16 protein-coding genes are annotated in these 15698 nt (G+C 71.8%); 7 read left to right on the plus strand and 9 right to left on the minus strand.

The genetic code is table 11. The features are described 5' to 3' along the window. The first annotated feature begins 80 nt into the window (after positions 1-80). Both aceB and AMY39116_RS0313165 read left to right on the plus strand, forming a co-directional pair. Positions 81-1655 carry a malate synthase A gene (gene aceB, locus AMY39116_RS0313160; RefSeq protein ID WP_020418119.1) on the plus strand — a complete coding sequence of 525 codons (1575 nt, stop codon included), beginning with the start codon at positions 81-83 and terminating at the stop codon, positions 1653-1655. Between the two features lie 2 nt (positions 1656-1657). After that, entirely contained in the window at positions 1658-2863 is a 1206-nt protein-coding gene (locus tag AMY39116_RS0313165) for an aldolase (protein ID WP_020418120.1), read from the plus strand. On the opposite strand, the gene AMY39116_RS0313170 is transcribed toward AMY39116_RS0313165, so the two are convergent. Continuing rightward, positions 2842-3660, minus strand: coding sequence for an alpha/beta fold hydrolase (locus AMY39116_RS0313170; RefSeq protein ID WP_020418121.1), 819 nt, complete (start codon positions 3658-3660; stop codon positions 2842-2844). The two genes, AMY39116_RS0313165 and AMY39116_RS0313170, sit on opposite strands and share 22 nt — an antisense overlap. 26 nt (positions 3661-3686) lie before the next feature. Beyond that, complete coding sequence (locus AMY39116_RS0313175) at positions 3687-5138, minus strand: PucR family transcriptional regulator (protein WP_020418122.1); 1452 nt, start codon at positions 5136-5138, stop codon at positions 3687-3689. A 100-nt stretch (positions 5139-5238) separates the two neighbouring features. Between AMY39116_RS0313175 and AMY39116_RS0313180 the strand changes: the two genes are divergently transcribed. Genes AMY39116_RS0313180 through pucD form a run of 4 tightly spaced genes read left to right on the plus strand, consistent with a single transcriptional unit; the run spans position 5239 to position 10146 of the window. Next, a complete protein-coding gene (locus AMY39116_RS0313180) occupies positions 5239-6108 on the plus strand; it encodes a xanthine dehydrogenase family protein subunit M (RefSeq protein ID WP_020418123.1) in 870 nt (289 codons plus the stop codon). After that, positions 6099-6554 carry a (2Fe-2S)-binding protein gene (locus AMY39116_RS0313185; RefSeq protein ID WP_017987550.1) on the plus strand — a complete coding sequence of 152 codons (456 nt, stop codon included), beginning with the start codon at positions 6099-6101 and terminating at the stop codon, positions 6552-6554. The genes AMY39116_RS0313180 and AMY39116_RS0313185 overlap by 10 nt, the downstream gene beginning before the upstream one ends. Next, positions 6551-7885, plus strand: coding sequence for an 8-oxoguanine deaminase (locus tag AMY39116_RS0313190; RefSeq protein ID WP_020418124.1), 1335 nt, complete (start codon positions 6551-6553; stop codon positions 7883-7885). The genes AMY39116_RS0313185 and AMY39116_RS0313190 overlap by 4 nt, the downstream gene beginning before the upstream one ends. Beyond that, a complete protein-coding gene (gene pucD / locus AMY39116_RS0313195) occupies positions 7882-10146 on the plus strand; it encodes a xanthine dehydrogenase subunit D (RefSeq protein WP_020418125.1) in 2265 nt (754 codons plus the stop codon). The genes AMY39116_RS0313190 and pucD overlap by 4 nt, the downstream gene beginning before the upstream one ends. 84 nt (positions 10147-10230) lie before the next feature. Here pucD and AMY39116_RS0313200 read toward each other — a convergent pair whose 3' ends face one another. After that, positions 10231-10650 carry a nitroreductase family deazaflavin-dependent oxidoreductase gene (locus tag AMY39116_RS0313200; protein ID WP_020418126.1) on the minus strand — a complete coding sequence of 140 codons (420 nt, stop codon included), beginning with the start codon at positions 10648-10650 and terminating at the stop codon, positions 10231-10233. 10 nt (positions 10651-10660) lie between these two features. After that, positions 10661-11245 carry a TetR/AcrR family transcriptional regulator gene (locus AMY39116_RS0313205; RefSeq protein ID WP_020418127.1) on the minus strand — a complete coding sequence of 195 codons (585 nt, stop codon included), beginning with the start codon at positions 11243-11245 and terminating at the stop codon, positions 10661-10663. A gap of 58 nt (positions 11246-11303) precedes the next feature. Between AMY39116_RS0313205 and AMY39116_RS0313210 the strand changes: the two genes are divergently transcribed. Further along, on the plus strand, positions 11304-12146 hold the full coding sequence (locus tag AMY39116_RS0313210; protein WP_020418128.1) for an alpha/beta fold hydrolase: 843 nt from the start codon (positions 11304-11306) through the stop codon (positions 12144-12146). On the opposite strand, the gene AMY39116_RS0313215 is transcribed toward AMY39116_RS0313210, so the two are convergent. The 5 genes from AMY39116_RS0313215 to AMY39116_RS0313235 all read right to left on the minus strand — a co-directional run bounded on the left by AMY39116_RS0313215 (position 12100) and on the right by AMY39116_RS0313235 (position 15667). After that, entirely contained in the window at positions 12100-13434 is a 1335-nt protein-coding gene (locus AMY39116_RS0313215; RefSeq protein WP_020418129.1) for a nucleobase:cation symporter-2 family protein, read from the minus strand. The two genes, AMY39116_RS0313210 and AMY39116_RS0313215, sit on opposite strands and share 47 nt — an antisense overlap. Before the next feature lie 25 nt (positions 13435-13459). After that, positions 13460-14335, minus strand: a complete 876-nt coding sequence (pucL, locus tag AMY39116_RS0313220) for a factor-independent urate hydroxylase (protein ID WP_020418130.1) — start codon at positions 14333-14335, stop codon at positions 13460-13462. A gap of 2 nt (positions 14336-14337) precedes the next feature. Next, the gene (gene uraH, locus AMY39116_RS0313225; protein WP_020418131.1) at positions 14338-14655 is read right to left on the minus strand and encodes a hydroxyisourate hydrolase; all 318 of its coding nucleotides are present in this window, start codon (positions 14653-14655) and stop codon (positions 14338-14340) included. After that, the gene (locus tag AMY39116_RS0313230; RefSeq protein ID WP_020418132.1) at positions 14652-15113 is read right to left on the minus strand and encodes a 2-oxo-4-hydroxy-4-carboxy-5-ureidoimidazoline decarboxylase; all 462 of its coding nucleotides are present in this window, start codon (positions 15111-15113) and stop codon (positions 14652-14654) included. The genes uraH and AMY39116_RS0313230 overlap by 4 nt, the downstream gene beginning before the upstream one ends. A gap of 83 nt (positions 15114-15196) precedes the next feature. After that, complete coding sequence (locus tag AMY39116_RS0313235) at positions 15197-15667, minus strand: helix-turn-helix domain-containing protein (protein WP_020418133.1); 471 nt, start codon at positions 15665-15667, stop codon at positions 15197-15199. Between the last annotated feature and the right edge of the window lie 31 nt (positions 15668-15698).

Genomic DNA, 15698 nt, shown 5'->3' on the forward strand with positions numbered 1-15698 from the left:
CACATTGAGCTTCCGCTATGTAGAAACTATAGTCCGGGATGTAAAAAACCGAACCGCAAGTCTTCTTGGGAGTGTTCCGCATGGCTGACGTCCAGGTGCTCGGTGGCTCCGTCGAGCGAGGCGACGAGATCCTGACCCGGGAAGCGCTGGACTTCCTGGCCGGGCTGCACGAGAACTTCGCGGCTCGCCGTGACGAGCTGCTCGCCGCCCGCTCGAAGCGGCGCGAGGAGGCCAAGCGCACCGGGCGCCTGGACTTCCTCCCCGAGACCAAGGAGATCCGCGAGGGCGACTGGCGCGTGGCCGAGGCGCCGCCCGCCCTGCGCGACCGCCGGGTGGAGATCACCGGCCCGACCGACCGCAAGATGACGATCAACGCCCTGAACTCGGGCGCGAAGGTGTGGCTGGCCGACTTCGAGGACGCCAACACCCCGCACTGGCACAACGTCGTCGGCGGCCAGGTCAACCTGTACGACGCGATCCGCGGCACCATCGAGCTCGACTCCAACGGCAAGCACTACGAGCTGCGCAAGGACATCGAGCTGGCGACGATCGTGGTCCGCCCGCGCGGCTGGCACCTCGACGAGCACAACCTGACCTTCGGCGGCCGCAAGGGCGTCGGCGCGCTGGTCGACTTCGGGCTGTACTTCTTCCACAACGCGAAGGAGCTGCTCGAGCGCGGCAAAGGCCCGTACTTCTACCTGCCGAAGATGGAGAGCCACCTCGAGGCCCGGCTGTGGAACGACGTGTTCACCCACGCCGAGAAGACGCTGGGCATCGAGCACGGCACCGTCCGCGCCACCGTCCTGATCGAGACCATCCCGGCCGCGTTCGAGATGGAGGAGATCCTCTACGAGCTGCGCGAGCACGCCTCCGGTCTCAACGCCGGCCGCTGGGACTACCTGTTCAGCGTCATCAAGTACTTCCGCGACGCGGGCGAGAAGTTCGTGCTGCCGGACCGCAACAGCGTCACCATGACCGCGCCGTTCATGCGTGCCTACACCGAGCTGCTGGTGCGCACCTGCCACAAGCGCGGCGCGTTCGCGATCGGCGGCATGGCGGCGTTCATCCCGAGCAAGGACCCCGAGGTCAACGAGAACGCCTCGAAGAAGGTCCACGCCGACAAGGCGCGCGAGGCGGGCGACGGCTTCGACGGCTCGTGGGTCGCGCACCCCGGCATGGTCGAGCTGTGCAAGGAGGAGTTCGACAAGGTCCTCGGCGACAAGCCGAACCAGCTCGACCGGCTGCGTGAGGACGTGTCGGTGACCGCCGACCAGCTGCTCGACGTCGCGAGCACCGAGGGCGGCGCCACCGAGGCCGGCCTGCGTGGCGCGGTCGACGTCGGCGTCCGCTACATCGCGTCCTGGCTGGGCGGCAACGGCGCGGCGGGCATCCACAACCTGATGGAGGACGCCGCGACCGCGGAGATCTCGCGCTCGCAGATCTGGCAGTGGGTGCAGAACGGCACCCAGCTCGACAACGGCCAGAAGGTCACCCGCGACCTGGTCAAGTCGGTGCTGGACGACGTGCGCAAGGAGCTCGACGGCCAGGTCCCGGCGGACCTGCTCGCCCCGGCGGTCGAGATCTTCGAGGAGGTCGCGCTCGCCGACGAGTTCGTCGACTTCCTGACCCTGCCCGCCTACGAGCGGATCAAGTAACCGTGACCGGACGGCTCACCGGGGACGTGTACGCGGGCATCGACGCCCGGCTGTCCGAAGTGGACGCGCGGGTCGAGGCCCGGTACCCCGGTGAGCCGTCCGGGCGGCAACCGGTGCACACGGTCTACGTGCCCGCGCACCGGTACTCCGCCGACCTGGTCGCGCGCTGGGGCGAGCAGGCCCGCGCGGTGTTCGACGCGTGCGGCGACGCGCTCGGGCTCGACCCGGCCGTGGCCGAGCGGGTGCGGCGCAAGCTGGTCACCGAGCCGATCGAGGACCTGCGCATCGACTTCGAGGACGGCTACGGCCGCCCCGGCGACGACGCCGAGGACGAGGCCGCGGTCACGGCGGGCCGCGTGCTGGCGGCGAACCCGGCCGCGCCGTTCTGCGGCATCCGGTTCAAGAGCTTCGAACGGGCGACCCGTCGTCGCGGCATCCGGACGCTCGATGCGTTCCTGTCCGGACTGCTGGAGAACGGCGAGCTGCCCGCCGGGTTCGTGGTGACGCTGCCGAAGGTGACGGCGGTCGAGCAGGTCGGCGCCGCCGCCGAGGTGCTCGGGCACCTGGAGACGGCCTACGGTCTGCCGGACGGCGCGCTGCGGTTCGAGGTGCAGGTCGAAACCGCGCAGTCCATCGTGGACGGTGAAGGTCGCGTCGCGGTGGCCCGGATCGTCCAGGCCGCCGAGGGCCGGTGCAGCGGCCTGCACTACGGCACCTACGACTACAGCGCCGGGCTCGGCATCGCCGCGGAGCACCAGAGCATGGACCACCCGGCGGCGGACTTCGCGAAGGCGTTCATGCAGGTCAGCGCTGCGGGAACCGGGGTGCGCCTGTCCGACGGATCGACGAACAAGCTCCCGGTGGGCGACGCGCTGCTGCCGGCCTGGCGCGAGCACCTGCGGCTCGTGCGACGCTCGCTGGAGCGCGGTTTCTACCAGGGCTGGGACCTGCACCCGCACCAATTGCCCACCCGCTTCGCCGCGACGTACGCCTTCTTCCGCCAGGGCCTGCCCGCGGCGGCGACGCGGTTGCGGGACTACGCCACGCAGGTGGACAGCGGCGTGCTCGACGAACCGGCCACGGCACGTGCGTTGTCGGGTTTCCTGTTGCGCGGCTTGGATTGCGGCGCCATCGATGCCGCGGAGGCCGAGAACCTGACCGGCCTCACCCGCGCGCGGTTGGAGAGCTACGCGACCTTTCGCGGCTGACCGAGGAACTCCAGCAGCGTGGCGGTGAGCGCGGCCGGCGCGTCCTCCTGCACCAGGTGCCCGGCGCCGGGGAACAGGCGCAGCCCCGCGCCCGGGATGCGGGACGCCAGTTCCTTGCCCTGCTCGACCGGAATCCACTCGTCGGCCTCGCCCCAGCCGACCAGCACCGGCAGGTCCAGCGAGCCCAGCAGCGGCTCGATCTCGTCGGTGAACCGCTGGTCCGCCTGCGCGATCTGCCGGTAGTACGCGGCCTGGCCCTCGGCGTCGAGCCACGGCGCGACCAGCTCGTCCAGCACGCCGCCACGCAGGCCTGCCGCGGACGCGGTCGCGGTCTGCGTGCGCACGATCGCTTCGTGCAGGTGCGACGGCAGCTGCTCGAAGACCCGCGGGTTGTCCCGCACCAGGCGGAAGAACGACGTCCCCCACGGCGCGATCGCCACGACGTCCACCAGGGCGAGCCGGTCGAACCGCGCGCCGTGCAGCAGGTGCGCCCGCAGCGAGACGACGCCCCCGAAGTCGTGCGCCACGACCGACGGCGACTCCAGCCCCCAATGCTCCAGCAGCGACGCGAAGATCTCCGCCTGCGTCCCCAGCGACACGTCCTGGCCGTCCCGCTTCTCGGACCGCCCGTAACCCAGCATGTCCCAGACGAACACCTCGTGCCGCTCACTCAGCGCCGGCGCGATGTCCCGCCACACGTACGACGAAAACGGCGTGCCGTGCAGCAACACGACCGGCGGGCCCGAACCCGACGAAGCCCAGCGCACGGTCCCGCCCGGTGTCTCGAATTTCTCCATACGCCGGACGTTACCAGTTAAGCGGCTTAGACGGTAACCAGAAGTGCGAGGTAGACGTCCACCTGGGTGACGAAGTCGTTGAGGTCCACGCCGAGCAGCTCGGACGCCCGCGCGATGCGGTACCGCAGCGTGTTGACGTGGACGTGCAGCGCCCGCGCCGCCGCGGTCGGGGAGCTGGAGCACTCCAGGTACACCCGCACGGTGTGCACCAGATCCGTGCCCTGCGCCGCGTCGTAGGCGAGCAACGGCCCGAGCACCCGCGCCCGCACCGACCGGCGCAGCTCGTCCGGCGCGCCGGCGGCCAGCAGCTGGTGCACGGCGATGTCCTCGCCCGCGACCAGCTCGATCCGGCCGCCGCGGCGGGCGGCGAGTTCGACCGCGTGCCGCGCCTCCTGCGTCGCGCCGTGCAAGCCGTCCACCGACACCGGGCCGCCCGAACCCAGGTGGAACCGCGACAACGACATCAGCCGGTCCAGCCGCGTCAGCGCCTCGGCCGCCGCGCGCATCCAGTTCCCCGGACCTGCGACCAGCGCGTAGGCGTCCTCGCCGACGACTCCGACCAGCGGCCGCGCGTCGGCGAGCAGCTCGGCCAGCACCTCCGCCGCCAGGGCCGGGCTGTCGTCCGGGGCGCGGGCGAGCAGCACGCGGATCTCCGCCTCCGCGGGCAGTCCGGACGCGGCGAAGGCGTCCCCGACCGGCCCGCCGTCGGCCAGGGCCTGGAGCAACGGCTCGGCCGCCTGGCCCGACATGCGCCGCACCTGGTCGGCCCGCGCCCGCGCCAGCCGCACGAGCTCGGCCAGCTCCGCGGCCAGGTCGCCCGGCTCCGGCTGCGCGACCGCCAGCAGCCACGGCACCGCGAAGCTCCCGCCGACCGGCATCAGCGCGTACCCGTCGTGGACCGTGACCTCCCGGCCGGGCACGAAATGCTCGACGAGGTCCCCGGGCGGCTCGGCCGTGCCCGCGACGACCCGGCCCGTCCCGGACAGCACCCAGCACGGCGCGCCCAGCTCGATCGCGCCCTGCCGCAGCAACGCGGGCAGCGAGATGTCCTCCGTCGCCGCGGCCAGCAAGCGTTTGCGGGCGCCGCTCGGCTCCCGGCCCCGCGCCGCGGCCAGCTCCAGCACCACGCGCTCGGTGATCACCGCGAACGACAGGTCCGCGGGCACCTCCAGCAGCGGGATGCGGTGCCGCGCGCACGCCTGCACGACGTCCGGCGGGATTCCGCCGGTGTCAGCGCCGGACGCGGCCAGTGCGGCGACCCCGGCCCGGGCCAGCGCTTCGACGAACGGCGCGGCGTCGCCCGGCTCGCGCCACCACAGCAGCCCGCTGAGGACGACCTCGCCCGCCGAGACGTACCGGCTCGGGTCAGGCAGCTCGGTGACGTAGATCCGGCTGACCGCGCGGCCGAGCTGCCCGGCGCCGGTGCGCAACCGCAGGCGCAGTTCCGGGATCTCCAGCAGAGTTTTCACGGTCGTCATCAGGGTTGTAGGAAAGCACAAACGGGGGCCCGCACGCTGCTGTCGGTTCGTACTGAGCCGCCGTTGCCGGTCCCCCTGCCACGGGCGTCTACTTCTTGCCATGGATTTCCTGCGACCGGCGAACCTGGCCGAGGCGCTCGCCGCGAAGGCCGAGCGCCCGGACTCCGTGCCACTGGCGGGCGGCACGGATGTCATGGTCGAGCTCAACTTCGACCACCGCCGTCCGGACGCGCTGCTCGACCTGACCCGCGTCGTGGAACTGGCCGAGTGGACCGTCGAGGACGGCGTGGTCCGGCTCGGCGCGGGCGTTTCCTACACGCGGCTCATCACTGACCTGGGTGAAAAGCTGCCCGCGCTGGCGATGGCTTCGCGCACGGTCGGCTCGCCGCAGATCCGCAACCGCGGCACAGTCGGCGGCAACCTCGGCGCCGCCTCGCCCGCGGGGGACACGCACCCGGTGCTGCTGGCGACCGGCGCGCGGGTCGAGGTCGCGTCCGTCCGCGGCACTCGGATGATCGAGGCGGACGACTTCTACGTCGGCGTCAAGAAGCACAGCCTCGCCCCCGACGAGCTGATCGTGGCGGTGCACCTGCCGGTCGCGACCGCCCCCCAGCAGTTCGCGAAGGTCGGCACGCGCAACGCCATGGTCATCGCGGTGTGCTCGTTCGCCGTCGCGCTCGACCCGGAGCACCGGCGCGCGGGTGCGGCGATCGGCTCCGCGGCGCCGACTCCCCGCCGTGCTGCCGCGGCCGAGGAGTTCCTGGCCGCCGAGTTGCCGTGGGACGCGCCCGCGCCGCTGCGCGACTCGGTCAAGCGGCGCTTCGGCGAGCTGGTCGCGTCGGCCGCCGCGCCGATCGACGACGTGCGTGGCACCGCGGAGTACCGCAAGCACGCGCTCGCGGTGCTCGCCCGCCGGACACTCGGCTGGGCCTGGCAGGACTACCTGGGAAGTGAGCGGACATGCGCGTGAACGTGACGGTCAACGGCGAAGCCCGGCAGGCCGACGACGTGTGGGAGGGCGAGAGCCTGCTCTACCTGCTGCGCGAGCGGCTCGGCCTGCCCGGCTCGAAGAACGCCTGTGAGCAGGGCGAATGCGGGTCCTGCACGGTCTACCTGGACGGCACGCCGGTGTGCGCGTGCCTGGTCGCCGCCGGGCAGGCCGAGGGACGTGAGGTGCGCACCGTCGAAGGGCTGGCCGACGGCGACCGGCTCGATCCGGTGCAGCAGTCCTTTGTGGACGCGGGCGCCGTGCAGTGCGGCTTCTGCACGCCCGGTCTGGTGGTCGCCGCGCACGACCTTTTGAACCGCGTGCCGAACCCGAGCGACGAGGAGATCCGCGAGGCGCTCGCCGGGAACCTCTGCCGCTGCACGGGCTACGAGAAGATCCTCGACGCGGTGCGGGCGGCGGCGAAATGACCCTGATCCTGGAGAACGCGGCCATCGCGACGGTCGACGCCGACGGCGCCGAGCACCGCAGCGGGCACGTCGTCATCGACGGCCACACCATCACCGCCGTCGGCCCCGGCCCGGCGACCGTGCCGGGGGAGCGGATCGACGCTGCCGGCTGCCTGGTCACGCCCGGCCTGGTCAACACCCACCACCACCTGTACCAGTGGGCCACCCGCGGGCTGGCGGCCGACGCGACGCTGTTCGAGTGGCTGGTCCACCTGTACCCGGTCTGGAAGCGGCTGGACGCCGGCATCACACATGCCGCCGCGACCGCCGGGCTGGCGCACCTGGCGATGACCGGCTGCACCACGGTCGCCGACCACCACTACGTCTTCCCGCACGACAGCGGCGACCAGATCGAGGCACTCGTCGCGGCGGCGAACCGGATCGGCGTGCGGATGCACCTCGTGCGCGGGTCGATGGACCGCGGCGAGTCCGACGGCGGCCTGCCGCCGGACAACCTGGTGGAGACCACCGAAGCCGCGTTGCTCGGCACCGAAGCCGCGATCGACGCCCACCACGACCCGGCGCGGAACGCCCGCATCCGCATCGCGGCCGGGCCGTGCTCGCCGTTCTCGGTCAGCGAGGAGCTGATGCGCCAGGCCGCGGATCTGGCTCGGCGCAAGGGAGTCCGGCTGCACACCCACCTCGCCGAGACGCTGGACGAGGAAGAGCAGTGCGTCGCCGAGAACGGCTGCACGCCCGCCGAGTACGCCGACAAGCTGGGCTGGCTCGGCGACGACGTGTGGCTCGCGCACACCGTGCACCTCGAGGGCCCGGCGATCCGCCGCATGGGCACCACCCGCACCGGTTCGGCGCACTGCCCGACGTCCAACGGCCGTCTCGGCACCGGGATCGCGCCCGTGCGGGACCTGCTCGACGCCGGCGCCCCGGTCGGCCTCGGGGTCGACGGCGCCGCGTCCAACGAGTCCGGCGGGCTCGGCGAGGAGTTGCACCAAGCGCTGCTGCAAGCGCGGCAACGTGGCGGCCCGACCGCGCTGACCGTCCGCGAGGCGCTGTGGATGGGCACCATGGGCGGCGCGCGCTGCCTCGGCCGCGACGGCGAGCTCGGCTCGATCGAGCCCGGCAAGCTTGCCGACCTCGCGGTGTGGAACCTGAACGGCCTGCGCTACGCCGGGATCGAGGACCCGCTGGCGGCGCTCGTGCTCGGCGCGACCCCGCCGCTGAAGCTGCTGCTCGTCGGCGGCCGGACGGTGGTCGCCGACGGCGAACTGCGCACGGACGACGAGACCGCGATCGCGGGCGAGCTGGCGGCCGCGAGCAGGAGGTTGCGATGACCACGTCAGTCGAGCGCACCGGCACGGCAGGCGGGATCGGCGCCAGCCCGCGCCGCCCGGACGGGATCGTGAAGGTGCGCGGCGAGTTCGCGTACTCCTCGGACCTGTGGCACGAGGACATGGTGTGGGGCGTGACCCTGCGCAGCCCGCACCCGTCCGCGCGCATCACCGGCATCGACATCACCGAGGCGCTGAAGGTGCCCGGTGTCGAGGCAGTGCTCACCCACGAGGACGTGCCGGGTGTGAACCGGTACGGCCTGGAGCACCCGGACCAGCCGGTGCTGGCCGTCGACGTGGTGCGCTACCAGGGCGAACCGGTCGCGCTCGTCGCGGCCGACCACCCGGAGACCGCGCGCCGGGCGATGAAACGAATCCGCGTCGACTACGAGGTGCTGGAACCGGTCACCGACGCCGAGCAGGCCGTGCACGGCGACGGGCCGAAGGTGCACCCGAACGGCAACGTCGTGCGGCACGTGCCGATCCGCCGCGGCGACCCGTCTGCGGCTGCCGACGTGGTGGTGTCCGGCGTGTACGAGGTGGGCATGCAGGACCAGGCGTTCCTCGGCCCGGAGTCCGGTCTCGCGGTCCCGGCCGAGGACGGCGGCGTCGACCTGTACGTCGCGACGCAGTGGCTGCACGTCGACCAGCGCCAGATCGTCGCCGCGCTCGGGTTGCCCGAGGACAAGGTGCGGCTCACGCTCGGCGGGGTCGGCGGCGCGTTCGGCGGGCGCGAGGACCTGTCCATCCAGATCCACGCGTGCCTGCTCGCCCTGCACACCGGCAAGCCGGTGAAGATGGTCTACAACCGCGAGGAATCGTTCTACGGCCACGTGCACCGGCACCCGGCGAAGATGTACTACGAGCACGGCGCCGACCGGGACGGGAAGCTCGTCTACGTCAAGGCGCGGCTGTTCCTCGACGGCGGCGCGTACGCGTCGTCCACCGGCGCAGTCGTCGCCAACGCCGCGACCCTCGGCGTGGGGCCGTACCACGTGGACAACGTGCAGGTCGACTGCTGGGGCGCGTACACGAACAACCCGCCCTGCGGGGCCATGCGCGGCTTCGGCGCGGTGCAGGCGGCGTTCGCGTACGAGTCCCAAATGGACAAACTCGGGCAGGCGTGCGGGCTGGACCCGGTCGAGATGCGGGTCCGCAACGCGATGAGCGAGGGCTCCCGCATGCCGACCGGGCAGGTCGTGGACTCGGCGGCCCCGGTCGCCGAGCTGCTGCGGCGGGTGGCGGCGAAACCGATGCCGCCCGCGCCGTCCGGCGAGCGGGACCTGCGGACGTTGCCCGGCGGCGTCTCGAACACCACCCACGGCGAGGGTGTCGTACGTGGCGTCGGGTACGCCGTCGGGATCAAGAACATCTGCTTCTCCGAGGGCTTCGACGACTACTCGACCGCGCGTGTGCAGCTGCGGGTGGTCGGCGGCGAGGCGGCCGCGACGGTGCAGACCGCGGCGTGCGAGGTCGGGCAGGGCCTGGTCACGGTGTTGCAGCAGATCGTGCGGACCGAGCTGGGCGTGGAGCAGGTGACGATCCTGCCGATGGACACCTCGATCGGCAACGCCGGGTCGACGTCGGCGTCCCGGCAGACGTACGTGACCGGGGGAGCGGTGCGGGCCGCGTGCGTGGCGGTGCGGACGGCGCTGGCCAAGCGGATCGGTTCGCCCGACCTGGAGCTGGTGGGCGGCAAGCTGGTGTCCGGCCGGGACGGCGTGGTCGCGGACCTGGCCGACGCGCTCGGCGACGACGTCTACGACGAGACGGTGGAGTGGCGGCACCGGCCGACCGAGGTGCTCGACCCGGAGACCGGGGCGGGCAACGCGCACGTGCAGTACGGGTTCGCCGCGCACCGGGCGGTGGTGGACGTGGACACCGAGCTGGGGCTGGTGAAGGTGGTCGCGCTGGACTGCGCGCAGGACGTCGGGCGGGCGCTCAACCCGCAGGCCGTGCTGGGCCAGATCCAGGGCGGTTCGGCGCAGGGGCTCGGGCTGGCGGTGATGGAGGAGATCCAGACGCGGGACGGGAAGATCCGCAACCCGTCGTTCACCGACTACCTGATCCCGACGGTGCTCGACATGCCGCCGATGGACATCGACGTGCTGGAACGGGCCGACCCGAACGCCCCCTACGGCCTGCGCGGAGTCGGCGAACCCCCGACGATCTCCTCCACGCCGGCGATCGTGGCAGCCATCCGAGCCGCGACGGGCAAGGACCTGCCGCGGGTCCCGGTGCGGCCGGAGCACATCGTCAGCTGAGGCGTTCGTGGGCGCCGGGCACAGCGCGTGGCTGGCCGCGGGTTCCGGCGCACACCATCAGCGGCGCCGGAACCCAGCCAGGAATCAGGCGCGTTCCAGCACCACCACGGGGATCTCCCGCGTGGTCTTCTTCTGGTACTCGTCGTAGTCCGGCCACACCTCGGCCATCTTCGCCCACATCGCGGGCTTCTCGTCGGGCGTGGCGACCCTCGCGACCGCCTTGAAGCGCTCGCCCTTGATCTGGACCTCGACGTTCGGGTCGGCCTGCAGGTTGACGAACCACGCCGGCGGCGCGTCGGTGCCGCCCTTGGACGCCACCACCAGGTACGCGCCCTCGTGCTCGCGGAAGATCAGGGCGTGCCTGCGCTCCTGCCCGGACTTGCGGCCCTTCGTGAACAGGATCAGGATCGTCGTCCCGTTGCGCCAGTGGTAGCCGTCCTCGCCGTCGGTCTCCAGGTAGCGGTCGACGTGCGGCTGGCCGTGCAGATCGATGGCAGAACTCATGAAGCCGACACTACCCGCGGGCCCGCCCGGTGAGCATTTCACGAGCGGTCGCCACGGCGGCCTCCCCGGCGATGGCCAGCGGCTCCACGTCCCGCAGGGAGCGGCTGAGCACGAAGGCCCCTTCCAGCGCGCTGATCACCGCGATCGTCAGCCGCCGGGCGTCGTCCTCGCTCAGGCCGAAACGCGTGAAAACACCCGTCCCGGTGGCGATCCACGACTCGAACACCTCCGCCGTCGCCCGGCGCAAGGTCTCGTTCGTGCTCGCCACCTCCAGCGCCACGGTGGCGATCGGGCACGCGTCGGCGTAGTCGGTCTCCCGCAACGTCACCGCGGCGGCGGCGAAGGCCTGCTCCAGCCCGGTGACCAGGTCCGGCGCCGGCGCGATCAGCAGGTCGAACAGCTTCCCGTACGCCATGCCGGAGCTGCGGATCACCTCCTCGGCCAGCTGTTCCTTGCCGCCCGGGAAGAAGTGGTAGATCGAGCCGAACGGCGCGCTCGCCTCGCTGACGATCTGCTTCAGGCCCGTCCCGGTGTAGCCGTTGCGCCGGAACAGCTCCGCGCTCGCGGCCAGGATCCGTTCTTTGGTGTTGCCCACGTCACCGATCCTAGCTACTCTCCCGCTAGAGCGATCTATCAAATCCGAGGGGGCGGAGATGCCCGAGGTCGAACTGTCCGCGGGGACGATCGAGTACGACGACACCGGCGGTGGGGGGCCGGTGATCGTCTTCCTGCACGGCCTGACCATCGACAACACCGTGTGGCGCAAGGTCGTGCCGGGCCTGGGGGAGTACCGGTGCGTGCTGCCGAACTGGCCGCTGGGCTCGCACCGGAAGCCGATGAAGCCGGACGCCGACCTGTCGCTGCGCGGTCACGTGCGGCTGCTGGCCGAGTTCCTGGAGGCGCTCGACCTGCGGGACGTGACGCTGGTCCTCAACGACTGGGGCGGCGCGCAGTTCCTGATCAGCGAAGGGCTGGCCGACCGGGTCGGCAGGCTGGCACTCGTGGCGTGCGAGGCGTTCGACAACTTCCCGCCGGGCTTGTCCGGGCGCATGCTCGTCCGCGTCGCGCGGATCCCCGGCGGCCTGAAAGCCATGCTGCACCTGCTGAAGTTCCGGTTCGTCCAGCGCGCGCCGGGTTCCTGGGGGTGGATGAGCAAGACGCCGGTGCCCGCTGAGGTCATGGACAGCTGGTTCGGCCCGGCCCGCGAGAACCCGGCGATCATGCGGGACATGCTGAAGTACGGCCTGCACACGCCGCCGAAGGAGACGCTGCTGGAGTGGTCCGGCAGGCTGGGGGAGTTCACCGGGCCCGTGCTCGTGGTGTGGGCGAAGGAGGACAAGCTCATGCCCCGCGAGCACGGGCCGCGGCTGGCGGCGCTGTTCCCGGACGCGCGGCTGGTCGAGGTGCCGGACAGCTACACGCTCGTGCCGCAGGACCAGCCGGAACTGCTCACGAACCTGTTGCGGGAGTTCGTTCCCGTCGGGTCCCGAAAATGAGGTTGAGCACCACGGCGACCACGCAGCCTGCGCTGATCCCGGAGTCCAGCACGGTCCGCACGGCCGACGGGAAGTGCGCGTAGAACTCGGGCGCGGCGATCGGGATGATCCCGACGCCCAGCGCGGCCGCCACGATCGTCACGTTCGCCGGGCGGTCGAACGCGGCCGTGGCCAGGGTGCGGATGCCGGAGACCGCGACGCTGCCGAACAGCACCAGCCCGGCGCCGCCGAGCACCGGTTGCGGCACCAGCGCGACCACGCCGCCGGCGACCGGGAACAGGCCCAGCAGCACGAGGATCGCGCCGCACGCGGCCACCACGTACCGGCTGAACACGCGGGTCAGCGCGACCAGCCCGACGTTCTGCGCGAAGGCGGTGCAGGCGAACCCGCCGAACACCGTGGACACCGCCGTCGCGACGCCGTCCGCGCGCAGGCCGTCGGCGAGCGTTCGTTGTCCCGTCGGCCGGCCGACGACCTCGCCGAGTGCGAGCATGTCCGCGGTGCTCTCGGCCATGATCACGATCATCACGATCGCCATGGAGATGATGGCCGCGATGTCGAACGCGGGGCTGCCGAAGTGGAACGGGCTCGCCACGCCGAATGCCGGCGCCTCGCGGAAGGTTGACGTGTCGACCTCGCCCAGCGGCCACGCGATCAACGTGCCCACCACCAGACCCAGCAGCAACGCGATCCGGCTCCAGAAGCCGGGCAGGAACCGGTTGAACGCCAGCACCGCGAGCAGCGTGATCGCGGCGAGCAGGATGCCGTGCGGTTCGGCGGAGTCCTGCTGGCCGGAGATCCAGTTGACCGCCACCGGCAGCAGCGAGACCCCGATGAGCGTGATGACCGTGCCGGTCACCAGCGGCGGGAAGAACCGCGTCAGCCGGGAGAAGAACGGCGCGGCGAGCACCATCAGCGCGGCGCCGACGAGCGTGGCGCCGTAGACGACGCCGAGCGCGTTCCGCGGCCCGTGCTGCTGCACGATCGCCATCACCGGGGCCACGTTCGCGAACGTGACGCCGTTGACCAGCGGCAGCCGGGCGCCGAACCGCCACACGCCGAGGGTCTGCAGCAGGGTCGCCAGCCCCGCGGTGAACAGGCTCGCGCTGATCAGCAGGCTCAGCTGCCCGCCGGACAGGCCGACGGCGCTGCCGATGATCAGCGGCGGGGCGACGACCCCGGCGTACATCGCGGCGACGTGCTGCACGCCGCCGACGACCAGTTGCAGCGCCGGGGGTTTGCGGTCGACCGGGTGGATGTCGGTCACCGGTGTGGCGGTCGTGGTCACGCGGGTTCTCCCAACTCGCCCGGCGCTACCGCCAGGCGGGGCCCGGGTCCTCCGCGTCGTCGCGCAGGACGGTTCCTTCGATGAGGCCGTACGGACGGTCCGCGGCGTGGAAGACCTCGTTGTCGTTGGTGAGCCCGAACGGGCTGAGGTCCACCACGAAGTGGTGCTTGTTCGGCATCGACAGCCGGATCTCGGCCACCTCGCCGCGTGCTTCGAGAACCGCCTCGCCCATCGCGTACAGGGTCTGCTGCAGCGAAAGGCTGTGTTTCGTCGCGAACGTCTCCAGCAGGATCCGCCGGATCTCCGCGAAGCTCTTGCGCCAGTCGATGCCGCTGCCCTGGTACCGCCACTGCGCGGTGACGGCGGTGGCCAGGATGCGGTCGTCGGTCTCGGCCAGCGTCGTGTATTCGTCGCGCGGGAAACCGTGGAACTCCGAGCCGGTGGACTTCAGCACGACCAGGTCGCGCAGGCCGGACACCACCCAGGCGCGGTCGTTCTCGACCGTCACCACGGTGGTCCGCTTTTCCTCGCTCGACCGGGAGAAGGCGTGGTCGTGCGGGCGGCCGCCGACGGCGATGCGATCCCAGGCGTGCTCGTCGATCGTGACGCGCGCGCCGGTGATCTGCCCGAACCGGCCGACGAAGTGCCTGGCCAGCCGCAGCCCGAAGTCCTCGATCTCACCGACCGGGCTTTCCTTGGCGAACGCGTAGACGGTGTTCTTCTGCGTGTCGGTGGCGACCACGTCGGAGTTGTCGCCGGTGAGGTGGGTCTTCGCGAGGTCGCCGCGCAGCGCGGTGGAGACCGTGAGGTCCTTGAGGTGGTGCACGTCCCCGGCCCGGGTCACCGTGACGAGGCGGACCTCGGCCTTGCCGTACTGGTTCGGCCCCAGCTTGATCGCCATCGTCAGCTCCCTCGGTAGGTGGAGTAGGAGAACGGGCTCAGCAGCAGCGGCACGTGGTGGTGCTGTGTGCCGTCGGTGATCCGGAAGGCCACGGTGACCTCGGGGAAGAACGCGTCCGGGCCGAGGTGGGCGCCGGTGTCGAACACCAGCCGGTAGACGCCGGGGTCGAGTTCCGCGGGGCCGAGGTCGCGGACGCGGCCGTCGTCGTCGGTGCGGCCGCGCGCGATCACCGTGCCGTCGCTCGTTTCCAGTCGCACGGCCACGCCCGCGGCCGGGCGTCCGGCGGAAGTGTCGAGGACGTGGGTGGTCACCAGGCTCATGCCGTCACCGCCTTTCCCAGTCGCAGCACGGCGATCTCGACCAGTTCCCGTCCGGCGACCGCCAGTTCGGTGTCCGGGTCGTTGTGCATGCGCTCCCGCAGGTTCGCCAGCAATTCCGGCCCGCTGCGGCCGCTCGCGCAGACCAGGAACACGTGCCCGAACCGCTCCTCGTACTCGGCGTTGGCGGCGCGGAACTCCGCGGCTGCGGCATCGTCCACACCGGACTGCTCGTCACGGGACCATCCGCCGGAGGGCTTTTCGCCGATCCGCGGGTGCGCCGCGATGGCTCGCCGGGTCTCGTCCCTGGTGAGGGTGAGGCGGGCGGCGCCGGTCAGTGCGGCGAGGTCGGGGTAGGGCCGTCCGGCCTGCACCGCGTCCACCCAGCGGGGCACGTCCAGACACGCCGTGAGCAGGTCCCGGACGTCGGCGGTGTTGAACTCGGCGAGCGTGACAGTCAAGTGTTCCTCCGGATCACGGTGCTGCCGATTCTGGGAAATGGACGTTACGGTCGTGTTCGACGAGCGTCAACAATTTGTTGAAATCATGGCTCGCGGTTGAGATAGTTGTAGACCGTGAACCGGGTGACGCCGAGTGCTTCGGCGACGGTGGGCGCGGCCCTGCGCATGGCGAACGCGCCGCGCTCCTCCAGCAGGCGCACGGCGCGTTGCTTGCCGGGCCGGTCCAGGTCGGCCAGCCGGGTGCCGAGCTCCCGCTCGACATCGGCGATCAGCCGCTCCAGCGTGGTGGGCGGCGCGCCGTCCGGTTCGCTGGCGGCGGTCGGCGTGGACAGCTGCAGGGTCAGGCGGTTCGCGCCGCCGTCCAGCGCGGCCCTGGCGATGGCAGGGAGCGCGCCGAGCAGGGCGTCCGCGTCGCCGCGGGCGGTGGTGCCGAGCGGGCCGAAGTCCACGGACAACCCGGCCTCCTCGGCGGCGGTGCGCGCGCGGACGGCGTGCTCGGGCGGTTCGCCCTCGCCGCGGAACGGTTCGGTGGTGAACTCGGCTTGCAGTTCCACGTCCGCACGGTAACCGTACGGGCGGGGGAAC

Origin of the sequence: Amycolatopsis sp. ATCC 39116, assembly GCF_000231075.2 — a bacterium.
Lineage (GTDB): Bacteria > Actinomycetota > Actinomycetes > Mycobacteriales > Pseudonocardiaceae > Amycolatopsis_E > Amycolatopsis_E tucumanensis.

Coding starts and splice junctions, on each gene's coding strand:
- AMY39116_RS0313170 (WP_020418121.1), bottom strand. CDS start 3,660: ATGGAGAAATTCGAGACACCGGGCGGGACCGTGCGCTGGGCTTCGTCG.
- AMY39116_RS0313185 (WP_017987550.1), top strand. CDS start 6,099: ATGCGCGTGAACGTGACGGTCAACGGCGAAGCCCGGCAGGCCGACGAC.
- pucL (WP_020418130.1), bottom strand. CDS start 14,335: ATGGCGATCAAGCTGGGGCCGAACCAGTACGGCAAGGCCGAGGTCCGC.
- AMY39116_RS0313180 (WP_020418123.1), top strand. CDS start 5,239: ATGGATTTCCTGCGACCGGCGAACCTGGCCGAGGCGCTCGCCGCGAAG.
- uraH (WP_020418131.1), bottom strand. CDS start 14,655: ATGAGCCTGGTGACCACCCACGTCCTCGACACTTCCGCCGGACGCCCG.
- AMY39116_RS0313210 (WP_020418128.1), top strand. CDS start 11,304: ATGCCCGAGGTCGAACTGTCCGCGGGGACGATCGAGTACGACGACACC.
- AMY39116_RS0313190 (WP_020418124.1), top strand. CDS start 6,551: ATGACCCTGATCCTGGAGAACGCGGCCATCGCGACGGTCGACGCCGAC.
- AMY39116_RS0313175 (WP_020418122.1), bottom strand. CDS start 5,138: ATGACGACCGTGAAAACTCTGCTGGAGATCCCGGAACTGCGCCTGCGG.
- aceB (WP_020418119.1), top strand. CDS start 81: ATGGCTGACGTCCAGGTGCTCGGTGGCTCCGTCGAGCGAGGCGACGAG.
- AMY39116_RS0313200 (WP_020418126.1), bottom strand. CDS start 10,650: ATGAGTTCTGCCATCGATCTGCACGGCCAGCCGCACGTCGACCGCTAC.
- pucD (WP_020418125.1), top strand. CDS start 7,882: ATGACCACGTCAGTCGAGCGCACCGGCACGGCAGGCGGGATCGGCGCC.